This is a genomic window from Candidatus Avelusimicrobium sp., from assembly GCF_051874775.1.
Lineage (GTDB): Bacteria > Elusimicrobiota > Elusimicrobia > Elusimicrobiales > Elusimicrobiaceae > Avelusimicrobium.
Window position 1 is genome coordinate 1 of sequence record NZ_JBJEGE010000023.1, and the last position, 15776, is coordinate 15776.

A 15776-nucleotide genomic window follows, 5' to 3' on the forward strand; every position below is an offset into this window, starting at 1 on the left:
GATATCCATTCCGCGCATTGAACCTGCGGAAGGCTCCGAATTCAGCCAACACCCTAATGACATATTGACGGACGACGAATTTAAAAAGTGCGTAGCCGTCCTGCGCCTTGCGGTACCGTATACGGGCATCATTTTAAGCACGCGCGAATCCCCCGCTATGCGAAACGCCTGTTTAGAACTGGGCGTATCGCAAATTTCGGCTGCTTCACGCGTCAACCCGGGCGGCTATTCGTATGACAAAGAAAACGGCAGCCAATTCACGCTGACGGACGACCGCTCGCTTGCCGAAGTCATCGGCGCGGTGGTGGACGCCAAACATATGCCGTCTTTTTGCACCGGCTGCTACCGCTTGGGACGCGTCGGCAAAGATTTTATGGATATGGCCAAACCCGGGCTTATCAAAACGCATTGTCTGCCCAATGCGATGTTTACGTTCGCCGAATATCTGGAGGATTTCGCGCCCGCGGATTTAAAAGCCAAGGGATATGCACTTATAGAAAGTACGGCCAAAGAAGCGTTTGCCGAAGGTACGCCGATACGCAAGATGATTGACGAGAACCTAAAAAACATCAAATCCGGCAAGCGGGATTTGTACTTTTAACAAACCGTTTATAAAAATCTCCGGAGCTAAAACTCCGGAGATTTTTATGGTATAGAAAACCCCAGTCTCCAAACGGAAACCAGGGTTCTATTTTTAGAATAACCTTATTTAATTAAGCCTGACGAGTTACCACCCGCAATGTTTTTACACATAGCCGTTACACCTGAGGTAGGCGGTGTCGCTGTAGAAGAAGTAGTAGCCGCAGCCGTATTGCACCAGCGGGTTATGGTTCCGTCGTTGGCGATATACATATTAAGATGATAAGCATTATCACCCGTCGTAGCAGTACCATTGTTGGCACGTTGCGCTTTTGCCACTACAACCGTATCCCCTTTTACCACAGTGAAAATAAAGTTTTTAGTCCTCACGGTTGAAGTCGTAGTAGAACCCACCCCGGGAAGTTGCAGGTCTAACAAGCTCAAATCAGTGGTAAAACTGCCCGTGCTCATTTGGTACACTTTTTCACCGGTAGCTAAATTGCCCAAAAGCGTAAGGGCTTCTGTCGCGCGCGACTTTTCCACCGCTTTGGTATACTGCGGTAATGCTACCGACGACAGAATACCGATAATCAGTACGACTACTAATAATTCAATTAAGGTAAACCCTTTTTGCATAACAAAATCTCCTTTTAGATTAAGTGCAGAAATGAACTTCTGCCTTTCATAGTATAGCTGTTTCAAAAAAAAAAAACAAGTGCACTCCTCTGTAAAAGCCAAAATGGTATAATAAAAATATGATAGACAGAATTAAACGGTTGGAAACCCTTTTTTTAGAAGAAATCAATACGCTTATTACCAAAATGGCCGCCAACGGCGATTTTGGCGGATTTGTGACGATTACGGCAGTGCGCCTAACTAAAGATTTGGCCAATGCCAAAGTGTTTTTCTCGGTATTCGGAAGCCCCGAGGACCGCAAAAAAACGCAGGAAGCCCTGTCGCTTTTGCGCAAAGAAATCGGTGCGCAGCTGCGCGGACGGTTACACTTAAAACGTATTCCGTCGTTTAGTTTTGAATACGACGATACGCCCGAAAAGGCCTCCCGCGTGGAAGCCATTTTCCAAGTAATAGAAAAGGAACACGAAAATGGAAAATAGAGAAGAAAGCCTGCGCGCGGTGTGGAAGGCTATCCGCGCCGGAAAAAAGTTTTTCATCGCCGGACATTTAAATCCGGACGGGGATTCTTTGGGCTGCACGCTGACGATGACTTCTCTGTTGGAACGCTTGGGCAAAACGGTTTATGCATACGCCGCACCCGCTATTGGGGGCGACTTAAAATTTCTGCCCGGACTTGAAAAAATTCACGTGGGCGTATTGCCCGAAAATCCGGATTTTGATACTGTCATCCTCTTGGAATGTTCCGACCGCCAGCGCGGCGGCGATTTGGAAAGCGTTTTAAAACCCGCCAAAACCTTGGTAAACATCGACCACCATTTGGTAAGCGACGCGTACGGCCACGTCAACCATATTGATTCCGTCGCTTCGTCCACCGCCGAAATTATTTTCCAACTGTTTGAAGCTTCCGGAGAGGACAATTTGCTGCCTACGCCGGATGAGGCCACCTGCCTGTATACCGGCCTTGTGACCGATACGGGCCGCTTTGTACATTCCAACACCACGGCCGAAGCGCTGCGTGTGGGCTCGGCGCTTGTGGCGCTCGGGGCGGACGTCAATAAAATCAACCAAGTTATTTATTTCACCAAATCTTTTATTGAGCTGAAGTTATTGGGCCGCGCGCTTGAAAAAATGGAAATGCGCTTTGACAATAAATACAGCCAAATCATTTTGACCCGGCGGGATTTTGAAACCTTTGGCGCCACGCCCGCCCAAACGCAAGGTATTGTCAGCCAGCCGACGATGATCCCGGGGGTGGAAGTGTCTGCCCTCATTAAAGAAGAACCGGATAAAGTCTCCGTCAACCTGCGCTCCCGAGGAGCCGCGGACGTAAGCCGTATCGCCCAGCTGTTTGGCGGCGGCGGGCACGCGCGGGCCGCCGGCTTTAAAGTAACAGACAAAACCGTAAGTGACGTGGCCGACGCTTTGGCCGAAGTGGTGTACAATGTCGTTAAAGACTTACACTGAACCCGCCAAAAGCGGCATTCTGCTGATTGATAAGCCGAAGGATTTTTCTTCGCACGATATTATCGCTATCTGCCGCCGAGAACTGAAAACAAAAAAAATAGGCCACAGCGGCACGCTCGACCCGATGGCAACGGGACTCCTTATTCTGCTTATCGGGCGCGAAGCCACCAAAAAACAAGACCAATTTTTAAAGCTGGAAAAAGTTTACTCCGCCATCTTAAAACTAGGCATAGAAACCGACTCTTGGGACGCTTACGGTAATATTTTGCAGTCACGGCATGTTCCCCCGTTGGCCGCGGAAGATTTACATCGCGCCGTACAAAAATTATCGGGCCGTATCGTACAGCCTATTCCTTTTTTCAGCGCAAAACGCATCAACGGAAACCGCATGTACGAATTGGCCCGCAAAGGCGCGGAAATGGAACGCAAATATAACGAAGTGGACGTACAATGGCTGCGTGCGGAATTTACCGCACCTGACGAAATTGCGTTTACCGTGCGCTGTTCGTGCGGAACTTACGTACGCTCGCTGGGTTATCTACTTGCGCAGGAGCTGAAAACGGTCGGGCATTTAACGTCTTTGAGGCGTGAAAAAATCGGCGGGTTTTGCGTAGACAACGCGTTTGACGGAAACCTGCTGAAAGGAATCGGTGCGGACTTATATACGCACGTTCAGACGGAAGCGTTATGAAGAAAACCAAACATTTTATTACAGTAGGCACGTTTGACGGACTACACGGCGGACACCGCGCGCTTTTCGGCAAGTTGGAAATGCTGGCCGCCGAACACCGTATGAAGCCGCTTGCCTTATACTTTCCGCTCCCCCCCAAAACGCTCCTGGGCGAACACCCCGAAATGACGGTGCTGACGCTTCCCGCCGAAAAAAAATTTCTGTTTAAAAAATCCGCCATTACCGCGCGCCCGCTTGATTTTGCCGCGTGCCGCAACTTGTCTGCGGAACAATTTTTTGACGTGTTACGCCACAAGTACAATATGGGCGGACTCTTGGCAGGACCGGATTTTGCCTTCGGTAAAGACCGCCAAGGCGGCCTTGATTTTTTACGCACCCAATGCGAAAAATACGGAATTCCGTTTAGCGTAGCAGAGTTTTCCCTTATACAGGGAGAAAAAATTTCATCTTCCCTTATCCGCAAAATGCTTGCTCAAGGGGACATTCCGCGCGCCAATGTACTTTTAGGACGTCCATACGAACTTATGGGTCGTGTGATTAAAGGCCACCAGCTGGGCCGCAAACTGGGATTTCCGACCGCCAATTTGGATACGGGAATTTATAAAATCCTGCCGCTCGGGGTATTTGCCGTCAAAGTACGCGTAGGCCGCAGAATTTACGACGGTTTTTGTAATATCGGTTTCCGCCCTACGGTTAACCCTATTCACGATAAACTGCCGCTTGTAGAAGTAAATATCTTTGATTTCAAGCAAAGCATTTACGGCCGGAACATTACCCTTTGGTTCGTGCAAAAGCTGCGCGATGAAAAAAAGTTTAACGGGTTAGATAACTTGGTGGCGCAGCTGAAATCCGACCGCGAAGATGCCCGCGCCGCTCTAAAGGATTTTACCTTTCCGTTGTAACCGATTGCTCAGTATTACTCCGTTTGTGAAAGATACCGATTGTCTATTCTTTATTTTGGCTGCTTAAACCAAAAGTTACGTCATCCCGTAAGGTCGTAGTACGGGATCTCGTTGTTTCGTAACGACAGCATCCCGCCCCCCTGCGGGGCGCCCCCTTCGGGAATGGACGAAGGCGCCGGCGTCCAAAATAAGCAACAAGGGATAAGAAAACACTTTCTTATCCCTTGTGCGTAAATCGTAAGGTAACATCAGCCGTCAATCTTCTTCCGTATAATCGCGCACAAACAAGATAATATATGCAAGCCACGTCGCGCCGAAGAAAATCAAAAAGCAGTACGAAAACCACCACATCTTGTTAAGAGGATTATAATCCACCAATATAGACTCTATAAACAACATTCCCAGCACCACCGTCAAATATCCCCATATAAACAGGGCGACCAGTTTTAAAATAGTGTCAAACGTACCCACAATAAAGCCTTTCTCGGCATACGGTCTTTTAATGAAAGCGATTAATTTCTGCATACAGTTATTTTAATCTCCCTAGGACTCTTTTGTCAAGCTACGGCTGCATAGCGGGATCTGTTGCGTTATAGCCAAAAGACGGATCCTCCGCCATTAAATTATCCTCTAAAAATCCGTCCGGAGCCGCACCGCCCGCGTCTGCAGCAGGCTGCGCCGACGGATTGTTGTTTAAGGCCTGCACGTCCTGCATCTCCGCTTGCGGCGTACCGGTTTCATACAGGGCAGTATCAGCATATATGTCTTGCGCGGCCGGAGCAGATTCTTCTTGCTGCGCAGCCGTTTCCGGCGACTTTTCTTTCATAAAGCGTTTCGGTTTATTTTTACGGCTGGCCAGCTGCGCTTTGGACATAACAGGTTCTTGTTCCTTGGATTTAGCAGAAACCTCTTTGACAGTACGGGTGGCTTGCGTTTGTTGGCGGGTTTCTTCGCGCGCTTTTTTCTGAGCGTCTCTTGCGGCTTCTTCCCGTTCAATGCGTTCCCGCTCGGAAAGCGTACCATTCTCAAACCCCGGAAACTGATTCGTTCCAATAAAATCTTGTGCGACGGACAAGTCATTCCCCTTTATATATTTTTGTTTATAGGCAGAAGATTTTTTCTCATCAACCTGAGGTTCTTTGGAAGAAACGCCGTAATACACCAACTCCGGCCCCGCGGCAGGAGGAAGTTCCTGTTCCGGCGTCAGGCAATAACTCACGCGTTCAGTTGTTGTAGCGTCTTGGTGTTTATCCACACGCGTTTCGCACGTGGACGCACAAAAAGCCGGCAGTGCGACCGACACAAATACAAAAAAAGCTGCAAAAGTTTTTTTCATAAAATCTCCGTACTATAATCATAGTACATTTTACGGCTTTTTGCACGTCCGAAATGCAAACTTATCCCAAACATTTCATTCCCGCAATCAGCGCGGCTGCCCCAAACAACACGGAGCACGCCAAATATATCGCGGCCTCCCTCGCCCGCCCCTGACCGGCAAGACGCGCAAAATCCAACAAATAGGTGGAGAAAGTGGTGAAACCGCCTAAAAGGCCACTCATTACAAATAATTTTAATTCCGGCGCAACACCTGTACACCGTTGAAAAAAAGTATATGCCATTCCGATAAAAAACGCACCCGCCACATTCACGGCAAACGTACCCCAATGCGCGGGGACTCCAACACATACCAGCCAGCGCAACACACTGCCCATACCGCCACCCATAAATACACCTAGGAAAGAAAACATAAAAACCTCCAAAAAAAAAGCCCTCCGTTCGGAGGGCATAAAAAATGTCACCGGGTGGGATCGAACCACCGACCTAGCGCTTATGAAACGCTCGCTCTAACCAGCTGAGCTACGGTGACGTAAATCTTATATATTTATTATAACAAAACAACAAAACAAAACGCAAGATTTTTTATTTTTCCCTCAGACAACACCTAATCAATCATCGAATATACGTTTAACGAAGCGGGTATTCTGGCGTTTTTGGCTGTATCAAAATCCTGTTGGGCCAAATCGTTTTCACCCAAACGCAAATAGGCCGCGCCGCGCGCATTGTATACGTCCGCTGCGGGAGAAAGATTAATGACAGAGGTATAATCCACTACCGCTTCTTTGTAGCGGCCCAACATAAAATACACGCCCGCACGGGAAAAGAAAATTTCCGGCTTGGTTGGTTTCAACATAACAGCAGAATTAAGCACTTTAAGCGCATCCTCAAAATGCCCTTGTGCAGCCAACACGCTGCCGTAAGCGGTATAAGCATCGGCCTGAAACGGATTTTTTTCTAGCACAAATTTAAAATCGGCTTCGGCCAAATCGTAATTTCCCTGAAAAAAATGGACTGCGCCGCGCGAAGCGTATGCTTCCAAATTATCGGGATTTATTGCTACCGCGCGGTTATAGGCTTCCAGTGCGCGGATGGGGTTTCCGTCTTTAAAATAACCGTCTCCCCGCAACAAATACTCAGACGACGTACGCAGCCCTGCACAGCCCGCCAGAACAAAAGCACCCATAAGAAATAAAACTGTTTTTTTCATATATAGCCTCCCGCATAAAAAGTCCTAGAAATTATACAACAAAAGTCCTATTTTTTTCTAGGCATAAATTATGTGATAAATAGGCCCAAAGACCCTGTTTTTCACCCGCTGGAAACGCTAAACTATTTTATATAAGAACAATTTAAATTTCATCCTATACCGCTGTAGTCCCAAACCCTGCTACAGCGGTTCCCTTTTTTATATTGGTTTTCCCGCCGACAAATGATACAATAGAAATATGAAAAAAAATCAACGGATTTCTCTTTTTATCATTGCTAAAAATGAAGAACGGCATATTGCCCGTTGTATTCTGAGCGCAAAAAATCTGGTAAGCGAAATTATCGTAGTGGACTCGTGCTCCACCGACAAAACCGCTCTTATCTGCCGCGACTTGGGCGCGCAAGTGTTCAGCCGCCCGTTTGACGGATTTACCAGCCAAAAGAATTTTGCGCTTTCCAAAGTATCCTGTCCGTGGGCGCTTAACTTAGACGCGGATGAAACGCTTACCCCCGAACTGGCGGAGGAAATCGCCCGCACAGTGGAACAAACCTCTTTTAACGGCTTTCATATTCCTTTTTCCAATTATTTTTTGGGAAAGAAAATGCGCTTTAGCGGGCTTAATAAAGAAACCCACCTGCGCCTTGTGCGCACGGACAAAGCCTCCTACTGCGGCGGCCTCGTACACGAAGGGTTAGAGGTGCACGGCCCTATCGGACGATTTAAAAATTCAATCAACCACTATTCTTATGATACGATTGAAACGTATTTCCGTAAGTTTAACCATTACACCACGCTCGCCGCGCGGCAAATGTACCAAAACGGCAAACGCTTTTCGCTCATCGGCACGGTAATACGCCCGCCGTTTGAATTTGCCAAACGCTACCTGTTAAAATTAGGTTTTTTAGACGGAGTACGCGGCTTGTTGTGGGCGTCTTTTTCCACATTCTATGTATTTGTAAAATATATGAAGCTTTGGTATCTTAAACAGGAGAACGGCAAATGAACTGGACAATTTTAACGGCGGCGGTTATCCTCATCACGCTTTTTTTGGTTTTCCCAAATCTGCGCAAAACGTGGTATCTGCCCAAGAGAAAGGGCTTTGTCGCGTTTATGTACCACCACGTCGCGCCGCAAACGCCGGAAAAATTTGACGCATTTACCGTCGAGCCGGAAATGCTGGAAAAGCATATCCTTTTTTTAAAAGAAAAAGGATATACGCCCATTTCGCTTAAAGAATTGCAGTCCGGCGCAGCCGTTTCCAACCCCGTAATGCTGACGTTTGACGACGGCTACGCGGACGCCTACAACAACCTTTTTCCGCTGCTTAAAAAGCATAATGTTCCCGCCGTCATCTTTTTGATTACGGATAAAATGGGCACGGACGGATACCTGACGTGGGAGCAAATTGCGGAAATGAAAAACAGCGGACTGGCGGAATTCGGCTCCCATACCGCTTCGCACCGGAGGCTGAGAAGTTTATCCGACGAAGAAATCGTACAGGAACTCGTCAAGAGCAAACAAGCGCTTGAAGAAAAACTGGGTGAACCCGTCACCGCGTTTTGTTACCCGTTCGGCGCGGGCGGGTTTGACAAACGCGTCCGGCCGCAAGTGTTTAAAGCCGGCTATTTATTTGATTTCAGTACCAAAAAAGGCGTAAACCCTTGGCCGTGGAACCCTAAAAAAACCATTCTGCGCGCTTTCCCCCGCGGAGGAGAAACGCTGTTTGATTACAACCTCCAAGTAACCCGCGGGCAAAGCAAGCTGTAAAAATGAGCAACTGGATTTATACCGCTTGTGCGTTAGGATTCGCCGCCGCCGTTTATGCGTTTTTCCGCCGTTCTCCGCAGGCGTTGGTGGTTCTTTGCTATGAAAAAATCGGCCGCGCGCCCAAAAAATCCCGCTTGAAACAGGAATGGACTTTGGTAAAAGCGGTGGAACACACGCTGAAAACGCTTGCAAAACGCGGCTTTACCACCGTAGTCCCCAAGGATTTAAACACCAAAAAACAACCCGCCAAACCCATACTGTTAGCGTTTATGGGCGGGTATCAATCTTTTTATACGGATGTTTTTCCCCTCCTGCAGAGATATAAAGCCAAAGCCTGTGTTTTTTTGGCGCAGGAATACGTCGGCGCGTACAATGCGTGGCAAAACCCGTATTTGGAACCGTGGCAAAACCTGCTGACGGAAAAACAGCTCAAAGAACTGGCGGACAGCGGCCTTGTATCTTTCGGCGCGGTTGATTTAAAAGCGCGGGATATTACGCGTCTGCCCGCAGAGGAAGCCCGTTTCGGGCTTGAAGAAAATCTTTTCCGTTTGAGAGAACAGCTCGGCCTGTCGCCCCAAGCCGTATCCTGCTGGCCTGCAAAAAAATGGAATAAAAAAACCGCGCCGGAAATGCTGGGCGGCTTGGACAATTTACCCATTTTAACGCCCGTTACCGGTGTAAATCCGGCGGGCAAAAACGGCCTTTTAAAAACGATCTATCCGGCAAAAAATCCGTGGCGCGCCCGTTGGGCGTTGTGGACGCACCGTTAACCTTGTTGCTTTATGCCCTAGGGAGAGCCCGAGCCCCTGCGGGCCGCCAAACTCCTCGGGATGACCTATGTTATCAAAAACGAGTCAATGCCTTCCATTAATTGATGTTTAACACTACGCATCATTTGGAGCTTGCACCATATAGCAAACTCCCCCAATAATTATATTGGGGGAGTTCTTGAAAAATACATATAGGATTAAGGTGTTACTACCAACAACTGCTGCTTGATATTTCATCCGGCTTAACAAAAATAGAACAATCAGGGCCCGAACAACAGCGAGAACCACCCTGTTTTAGCGAGATTTGATGATAATGTCCCCCTTTAGTAAAATCAAATGTTGATCCAGAAGTATAGGCATAATAACCACAACTACTCCACGCACTGGACGGACAAGGTACAGTACAATAACTTCCACCGGAACAGTTACCAAAATCTACAGACAGTTGACTAAAGTCACACCAGCCGCCCTCCAGAATATTTACCTGACAGGCTTGGTTCATCGTCGCCATTGTGCTCCACACGCCGGCCATACGGCTCTTTTCCACGGCTTTGGTATACTGCGGCAAGGCTACCGACGATAAAATGCCGATAATTAGGACAACAACTAACAGTTCAATTAATGTAAACCCTTTTTTCATAAAAACCTCCTCTGCGCGTTGTTTTAAGGATTAATAATAGTTTAAATACCTGTTTGCCCAAAAACAACCGCTAGTTGTACTGTATCAAAAAAAAAAAACCAAATCAACCCCCGTCTGCCCAACGGACAAACGGGGGTTGACTGCGCTGCAAGTCGGGTTATTTCGCGTTTTTAATTTTGGAAAAATTAGGGTACAAAACGTCGGTAAATTTATTCATTTCCGTTTCGCCGCCCAAAATCTTCAGGTTGACGGACAACACGTAAACGTCTGTCGTCAAAATCTCGCGCCAGTTGTCGGGAAATTTTACAAAATCCTTAAACGTGGTAATAATCGGCAGTCCGGCGCGCGTATCCTCAAACGTGCGCAGGTGGTCCTCGGTATAGAACTGGTGGTCCGGAAAACGCCATTTCTGTTTCAGTTCCAAACCCAACTTTTCAAGCGTGGCCTCAAACGTCGCCGGATGCCCCAATGCGCAAAAACACACCGCAGGCCCTTTAATATCTGTTAAATCCACCTTTTTGGAGCGGCAAATATCAAAATAATACTCCGGTTCGTGCACGCTCTCCAAAATTTCCACGCAGTCATTATATTCGCGGATGACGTCTTTGGCGTCCTCCAGTTGGCGGCGGGAAACTTGGTCGCAGTGCGTCAGCACGACGAGCGAAGCGCGTTTAAGCGCGCTTAACGGCTCGCGCAATACCCCGTACGGTAAGAGTTCTTTATTGCCAAACGGATTTTTTGCGTCCACCAGTACGATGTTCGCGTCGCGGTGCAGACGGTGGTGCTGGAACCCGTCGTCCAGCAAAACAATCTGGCTTTTAAAGCGGCGCAGCGCTTCGGTGGCGGCCTCGGCGCGGTTTTCCGAAATAACAATAGGCACTTTGTATTGGCTCAGCACGCGGCTCATCATAAAAGGCTCGTCGCCCGCCATACGCCAGTCGGCGTCCGGATTATCAAACAGCACCACGGGGCCTTCGGTTTTTTGCTGGCGTTTGTATCCGCGGGAGACGATCGACACACGCACGCCTTCTTTGGCAAGCGCGGTGGCGGCCAATAAAACAGCCGTTGTTTTCCCCGTACCGCCCGCCGTAATGTTGCCGATACATACCACGCGGGAGTTAACGCTTTTGGCGCTTTTCCACCCGTGTTCGTACGCAGCCAAATTCAGTTTTACGCCCGCCCCGTACAACGCGGAGGCAGCCTTTAGCACGACGCGGCCCAAAAAGTTTTGTTCCAATTCCTCTTTTAACTGTAATAAATCCATACGGAAAACCTCTTTACACAATATTTTAGATATTTTACCATTTCCGGACTTGGCCCGCAGACGAAAATTAGTATAATGGGAATATGGCAAACACCCGATTTCAAAAAACTCCGTTTCATTTTATACAATACCTCGCGCTGAAAGTTTTTTGCGCGCTTTTCGGACTGCTGCCCTATCGAACGGCCGTTAAAACTGGCCGCTTGGCGACGGGTTCCGTCCGCTTTGTAATGCCCAAGCGTTTTGAACGCTCGGTTAGCGATATTCAAAAAGCGTTCCCCGAAAAATCCCCAGAAGAATGCAGGGAAATTGCCCTTGAATCGTGGCGTAATATGGGGGCTATTTTCGCCGAATTTATTAAACTGACGACATTCAAAAATCCCGACGAATTTAAAAAACACAGCCGCATTATCGGCGCGGAAAAAATGTTAAACGCTCAGGATAAAACGGGTGGCATTATCCACATCGGCCACTTTACCAACTGGGAAGCCTTTGGCCTTGCAGGAGCAGTCTACGGAGTAGACAAAGCGGTGCTCGCACAGCGCGTGGATAACCCATACATCGATGAAGAAACCAACCGCCTGCGTAACATTTTTACGGGCCGCACCTTCTATAGCAACCACGAAGATAAACCTTTTTTTGCGTGTATGCGGTGGCTCAAAAAGAAAAAAATGCTCGGCATTTTATTTGACCAAAACACCGTTTCCGGAGAGGTATGGATTCCGTTTATGGGGCGTATGGCGGCTTTCTCACCGATTACGGCGCTTTTATCCATCAAAATGCAAGTACCCGTTTTTCCTGTGCGCGTGTGGCGGGAACAAGACGGCGCTATCGTTTCCGAAGTAATGGACCCGTTATATCCCCCCACCGAATACAGCATGGATAACGTACGCCAATTTACCAAACAACTCGTCGGCTATTACGAAGCTTGGCTGCGCGAAGCCCCCTCTTCGTGGCTGTGGGCGCATAACCGCTGGAAACGCGAAGCCGAAGGCAACGCCTATTTGGCATCTCATCCGGAGGAACGCGTATGAGCGAAAAAATAAAAGCCGTATTTTTTGACAGGGACGGCACGCTTATTCATGAAAACCCCGGCACTTATTTAAGCGATCCCGAAAAAGTGCGCCTCTATAAAAGCGTCGCCCCCGCCTTGGCGTTACTTCAAAAAGCGGGATATAAATTTTTTATTGTGTCCAACCAGTCCGGCATCGGGCGCGGTTATTTTACCGAAAAAGAAGTCAACAAGGTTCACGCGCGTATGCTGAAATTGTTACAACCCGCCCGTATTGAAGAAATCGTTTTCTGCCCGCACGCGCCGGAAGAAAAATGTTCCTGCCGCAAACCGGAACCTGCGCTAGGACTGAAACTGATTAAAAAATATCATATCGACCCTGCACGCTCCTATATGGTGGGCGATAAAAAGGCGGACGTAAAATTCGGCCGCGCCATCGGGTTTACCCCCGTTCTCGTGACTACCGCCAACGGTAAAAACCATTTAAAAAAATATCCGGATATGCACCCCGCCAAGGCGGCTTCCAACCTGCTTAACGCCGCGCGCTTTATTTTAAAACACGCGGGAGAAGCGTATGACGCGTAGTGCGGTTATCGTATTAATGGGCGTCCTTTTGGCCGCCTGCGCCGCAAAATCCGCTTTGCAACAGCCGCCGCTACTTGAGACGGCATCGCAAATCCAAACGGATACGTCTGTTCCCGCGCAGGTACAGGAAACGGCTGCCGTGCCGCCCGCCATTTCATCCGCCGCTGCGCAGGAAACGGATACCCTGCTGCCGCAAAATAATCAAGAAACCGAACGGATCTCCGTACAAACGAATCCTACAACGAACAGCCAAGACACCGTGCAAGAGCGTATTTCCCGTGCGCGCCAAGCTCAAACGCTTGCCGTTCCGCAACCCGACCGGCCGTCTTTTGAGGACGAAGCAACTATCTCGCTGCAAGACCGGCTGTTAAGCCCCTTAGTATATGAACCTGTTACCACTGCAGAAAAATCCGACCCGTGGACGGGAGAGAACTTAAAGTACGGCATTTATTATTCGTTTATCAGAGCAGGCACAGCCTATATTAAAACGCGCGGCCTGACGAAAATTAACAAAAGAAATGCTTTTTTGATTCAAACCACCGCCTTTTCGGCCTCTGTGATTGATGCGTTTTTTAAAGTGCGCGACGTCAATTATTCGTGGCTGGACGCGGAAACTTTTTACTCGCTCGGCTACTCCCAAAGCGTGCGCGAAGGTAATTACAAACGCGACGAATGGCTGACGTTTGATTATGATAACAACCTCTATTATGGAGAGGTGCGCAAAAAAGAATCGCCGCGCGTGATCGCCGGAGAACTACAGGACCCTGTGTTGGATATGCTAAGCTCTTTATATTTCGTACGGGCCCAACCGCTTACGGCTGGCAAGGATATCGTGTTTGATATCGTCAACCGTGAAAGAAGCTACCCCCTCCTCGTAAAAGTGCTAAAAAAAGAAACTATCAAAACCGCCGCCGGAAAGTTTGACTGTATCGTCGTAGAACCGCAATTTCGGGGTGAGGGAATTTTTGTCAGCAAGGGAAAAAGCCTAAAAGTTTGGCTGACAGACGACCAATATAAAATGCCCGTTAAAATGAAAGCGGAAGTATTTATCGGCAGCGTGTCGGCGGAACTGCTGGAATATAAACGAAATTAAAGCTATAATAAAAAAAACAACCAACGGAGTGCACCTATGCAACCTACAACCAAGCGTTTAAAAGAAATTTTGAAAGATTTTGAAGGGAAAGAAATTATCGTCGTAGGAGACGTGATGCTGGATCACTTTATTAAAGGTTCCGTCAGCCGCATTTCGCCGGAAGCGCCGGTGCCTGTAGTGGACGTGAAGAAAGAATTTTTTGTAGCCGGCGGCGCGGGCAACGTGGCCGTCAATCTGGCCGCACTTGGAGCTAAACCCGTAATGGTGTCTGTCGTCGGGCAAGACCTTGGAGGGGAAATGCTTAAAGGTTTCTTACGCGAGAAAAACGTCAACATCTACGGTATCGCCGAAGATCCGGATCGTCCCACTACTCAAAAAATCCGCGTGATGGCAGACCAGCAGCAAATCGTCCGCTTTGACCGCGAAAGCAAAAAAACCGTTTCTCCATCGGTAGCTTCTACCTGTATGAAAAGCTTTGAAATGGCTGTCAAAACCGCCAAAGGCGTGATTCTATCCGATTACGGCAAAGGAATGCTTTCTGACCACAATATTCAAACCATTATCGATACCTGCCGCAAACACAAAATTCCCGTGTGCGTGGATCCGAAAATTGATAATTTCAAAAAATACAAACACATTACCTGTATGACCCCTAACACTAAAGAAGCATGGGAAGGCGCGGGCGAATCCCCTAAACACGGTGAAGAAGCCATTTTGGCACTGGGCGATAAAATTTTAAATATGCTGGAAGCTGAATCCGTCCTCATTACCCGCAGCGCCGAAGGAATGACCCTTTTTGAAAAGGGCCGCAAAACGCCGTTTACCGTACGCGCCACGGCGCGCGAGGTATACGACGTAACCGGCGCGGGCGACACGGTCATTTCCGTACTGACGCTTGCACTCGCCGCGGGAGCGACCTTGCGCGAAGCGGCCGTCATTTCCAACTATGCGGCGGGCATTGTGGTGGAAAAATCCGGCACAGCCACCACCACGCGCGAAGAAATCGAAGGAGTTTTACCCCAATGAGCGACTTTTTAATCGCCGTTCCGGCGCGTTTCGGTTCTTCGCGCCTGCGCGGCAAAATTCTAAAAAACCTCTGCGGCAAGCCTGTTATCCAGCACGTATACGAAGCTTGTTTAAAAACGGGACTCGGAGAGGTGATTATCGCCACGGAATCCCCCCTCGTACAAGAAGCGGCCGCCAAATTCGGCGCGCAGGCCGTTTTAACGAGCGAATCTTGCCAAAGCGGTACGGACCGTATTTTTGAAGCGGCAAAAAATCGTCCGGAAAAATTTATCATTAACGTACAGGGCGACGAGCCTTTTATCCGCCCGCAAACCATCGCAAAAGTGGCGCGGCTGTTGGCGGAAGACCCGTCGTGCGATATCGCCACCGCCGTTACCGCCACCTTAGACGACGCAAAAATCGATAACCCCAACTGCGTAAAAGCGGTGCTGGCTAAAGACGGCCGCGCGCTGTACTTTTCGCGCTCGCGCGTACCCTTTAAACGGGAAATTACGGACGAAAACAAAAACGTGCCCTACTGGCACCACTGCGGCATTTACGGCTACAGAAAAGAAGCCCTGGAACGCTTTGTTTCCCTGCCGCCAAGCCCGCTGGAGAAGCTGGAAAAGCTGGAGCAGCTGCGCGCGCTTGAAAGCGGGATGACCATTAAATGTGTGGAAATTGAATCCGGCGGCCCCGCTATTGATACCGAGGCGGACTTAAAAGCGGCCGAAGAATACTTTAAAACGCACTTTACCAAGTAGAGAAAAGTCCCGCCCCTCGGTGGGGCTTCCTCTTTTTGGCGCGGCAGCAAAGCAGTAATATG

General features: G+C 48.7%; 19 protein-coding genes, 1 tRNA gene and 1 pseudogene. 13 read left to right on the forward strand and 8 right to left on the reverse strand.

The features are described from left to right. Nucleotides 1–601 (forward strand): annotated as a pseudogene (locus ACI351_RS04315) ([FeFe] hydrogenase H-cluster radical SAM maturase HydG); the annotation flags it as partial. Between the two features lie 104 nt (nt 602–705). Here the strand turns inward: ACI351_RS04315 and ACI351_RS04320 are convergent. Next, nucleotides 706–1215 carry a type IV pilin protein gene (locus ACI351_RS04320; RefSeq protein WP_439734029.1) on the reverse strand — a complete coding sequence of 170 codons (510 nt, stop codon included), beginning with the start codon at nt 1213–1215 and terminating at the stop codon, nt 706–708. Between the two features lie 119 nt (nt 1216–1334). On the opposite strand from ACI351_RS04320, the gene rbfA reads away from it, so the two are divergent. Genes rbfA through ribF form a run of 4 tightly spaced genes read left to right on the forward strand, consistent with a single transcriptional unit; the run spans nt 1335 to nt 4272 of the window. Next, complete coding sequence (gene rbfA / locus ACI351_RS04325; RefSeq protein ID WP_439734030.1) at nt 1335–1694, forward strand: 30S ribosome-binding factor RbfA; 360 nt, start codon at nt 1335–1337, stop codon at nt 1692–1694. Beyond that, the gene (locus ACI351_RS04330; RefSeq protein ID WP_439734031.1) at nt 1684–2679 is read left to right on the forward strand and encodes a DHH family phosphoesterase; all 996 of its coding nucleotides are present in this window, start codon (nt 1684–1686) and stop codon (nt 2677–2679) included. Before rbfA ends, ACI351_RS04330 begins: the two co-directional genes overlap by 11 nt. Further along, on the forward strand, nt 2657–3370 hold the full coding sequence (truB, locus tag ACI351_RS04335; RefSeq protein ID WP_439734032.1) for a tRNA pseudouridine(55) synthase TruB: 714 nt from the start codon (nt 2657–2659) through the stop codon (nt 3368–3370). Before ACI351_RS04330 ends, truB begins: the two co-directional genes overlap by 23 nt. Further along, entirely contained in the window at nt 3367–4272 is a 906-nt protein-coding gene (ribF, locus tag ACI351_RS04340; RefSeq protein WP_439734033.1) for a riboflavin biosynthesis protein RibF, read from the forward strand. Before truB ends, ribF begins: the two co-directional genes overlap by 4 nt. A gap of 255 nt (nt 4273–4527) precedes the next feature. Here ribF and ACI351_RS04345 read toward each other — a convergent pair whose 3' ends face one another. From ACI351_RS04345 to ACI351_RS04365, 5 genes are all read right to left on the reverse strand, one after another. Continuing rightward, complete coding sequence (locus ACI351_RS04345; protein WP_439734034.1) at nt 4528–4797, reverse strand: hypothetical protein; 270 nt, start codon at nt 4795–4797, stop codon at nt 4528–4530. 37 nt (nt 4798–4834) lie between these two features. Continuing rightward, on the reverse strand, nt 4835–5608 hold the full coding sequence (locus tag ACI351_RS04350) for a hypothetical protein (RefSeq protein ID WP_439734035.1): 774 nt from the start codon (nt 5606–5608) through the stop codon (nt 4835–4837). A 61-nt stretch (nt 5609–5669) separates the two neighbouring features. Continuing rightward, nucleotides 5670–6020: a fluoride efflux transporter FluC gene (locus ACI351_RS04355; RefSeq protein WP_439734036.1), complete on the reverse strand. Its 351-nt coding sequence runs from the start codon at nt 6018–6020 to the stop codon at nt 5670–5672. A gap of 45 nt (nt 6021–6065) precedes the next feature. Beyond that, a tRNA-Met gene (locus ACI351_RS04360) sits at nt 6066–6139 on the reverse strand. A 75-nt stretch (nt 6140–6214) separates the two neighbouring features. Beyond that, on the reverse strand, nt 6215–6817 hold the full coding sequence (locus ACI351_RS04365; RefSeq protein WP_439734037.1) for a tetratricopeptide repeat protein: 603 nt from the start codon (nt 6815–6817) through the stop codon (nt 6215–6217). A gap of 238 nt (nt 6818–7055) precedes the next feature. Here ACI351_RS04365 and ACI351_RS04370 point away from each other — a divergent pair, with 238 nt between their 5' ends. The 3 genes from ACI351_RS04370 to ACI351_RS04380 are packed head-to-tail and all read left to right on the forward strand — an operon-like array spanning nt 7056 to nt 9354. Continuing rightward, nucleotides 7056–7820, forward strand: coding sequence for a glycosyltransferase family 2 protein (locus ACI351_RS04370; RefSeq protein WP_439734038.1), 765 nt, complete (start codon nt 7056–7058; stop codon nt 7818–7820). Then, a complete protein-coding gene (locus ACI351_RS04375; protein ID WP_439734039.1) occupies nt 7817–8584 on the forward strand; it encodes a polysaccharide deacetylase family protein in 768 nt (255 codons plus the stop codon). The genes ACI351_RS04370 and ACI351_RS04375 overlap by 4 nt, the downstream gene beginning before the upstream one ends. Nucleotides 8585–8586: 2 nt before the next feature. Next, nucleotides 8587–9354 (forward strand): polysaccharide deacetylase family protein, encoded by a 768-nt coding sequence (locus tag ACI351_RS04380; protein ID WP_439734040.1) that lies wholly within the window; start codon nt 8587–8589, stop codon nt 9352–9354. Nucleotides 9355–9562: 208 nt separating this feature from the next. On the opposite strand, the gene ACI351_RS04385 is transcribed toward ACI351_RS04380, so the two are convergent. Both ACI351_RS04385 and lpxK read right to left on the reverse strand, forming a co-directional pair. Next, nucleotides 9563–9994 carry a type IV pilin protein gene (locus ACI351_RS04385; protein ID WP_439734041.1) on the reverse strand — a complete coding sequence of 144 codons (432 nt, stop codon included), beginning with the start codon at nt 9992–9994 and terminating at the stop codon, nt 9563–9565. Nucleotides 9995–10151: 157 nt separating this feature from the next. Then, nucleotides 10152–11258 carry a tetraacyldisaccharide 4'-kinase gene (lpxK, locus tag ACI351_RS04390; protein WP_439734042.1) on the reverse strand — a complete coding sequence of 369 codons (1107 nt, stop codon included), beginning with the start codon at nt 11256–11258 and terminating at the stop codon, nt 10152–10154. An 83-nt stretch (nt 11259–11341) separates the two neighbouring features. On the opposite strand from lpxK, the gene ACI351_RS04395 reads away from it, so the two are divergent. The 5 genes from ACI351_RS04395 to kdsB are packed head-to-tail and all read left to right on the forward strand — an operon-like array spanning nt 11342 to nt 15714. Then, the gene (locus ACI351_RS04395) at nt 11342–12289 is read left to right on the forward strand and encodes a lysophospholipid acyltransferase family protein (protein WP_439734043.1); all 948 of its coding nucleotides are present in this window, start codon (nt 11342–11344) and stop codon (nt 12287–12289) included. Beyond that, on the forward strand, nt 12286–12852 hold the full coding sequence (locus ACI351_RS04400) for a D-glycero-alpha-D-manno-heptose-1,7-bisphosphate 7-phosphatase (protein WP_439734044.1): 567 nt from the start codon (nt 12286–12288) through the stop codon (nt 12850–12852). The genes ACI351_RS04395 and ACI351_RS04400 overlap by 4 nt, the downstream gene beginning before the upstream one ends. Further along, complete coding sequence (locus ACI351_RS04405) at nt 12842–13945, forward strand: DUF3108 domain-containing protein (RefSeq protein ID WP_439734045.1); 1104 nt, start codon at nt 12842–12844, stop codon at nt 13943–13945. The genes ACI351_RS04400 and ACI351_RS04405 overlap by 11 nt, the downstream gene beginning before the upstream one ends. 36 nt (nt 13946–13981) lie before the next feature. Beyond that, nucleotides 13982–14971: a D-glycero-beta-D-manno-heptose-7-phosphate kinase gene (gene rfaE1, locus ACI351_RS04410; RefSeq protein WP_439734046.1), complete on the forward strand. Its 990-nt coding sequence runs from the start codon at nt 13982–13984 to the stop codon at nt 14969–14971. Next, a complete protein-coding gene (gene kdsB / locus ACI351_RS04415) occupies nt 14968–15714 on the forward strand; it encodes a 3-deoxy-manno-octulosonate cytidylyltransferase (protein WP_439734047.1) in 747 nt (248 codons plus the stop codon). Before rfaE1 ends, kdsB begins: the two co-directional genes overlap by 4 nt. Nucleotides 15715–15776: the final 62 nt, after the last annotated feature.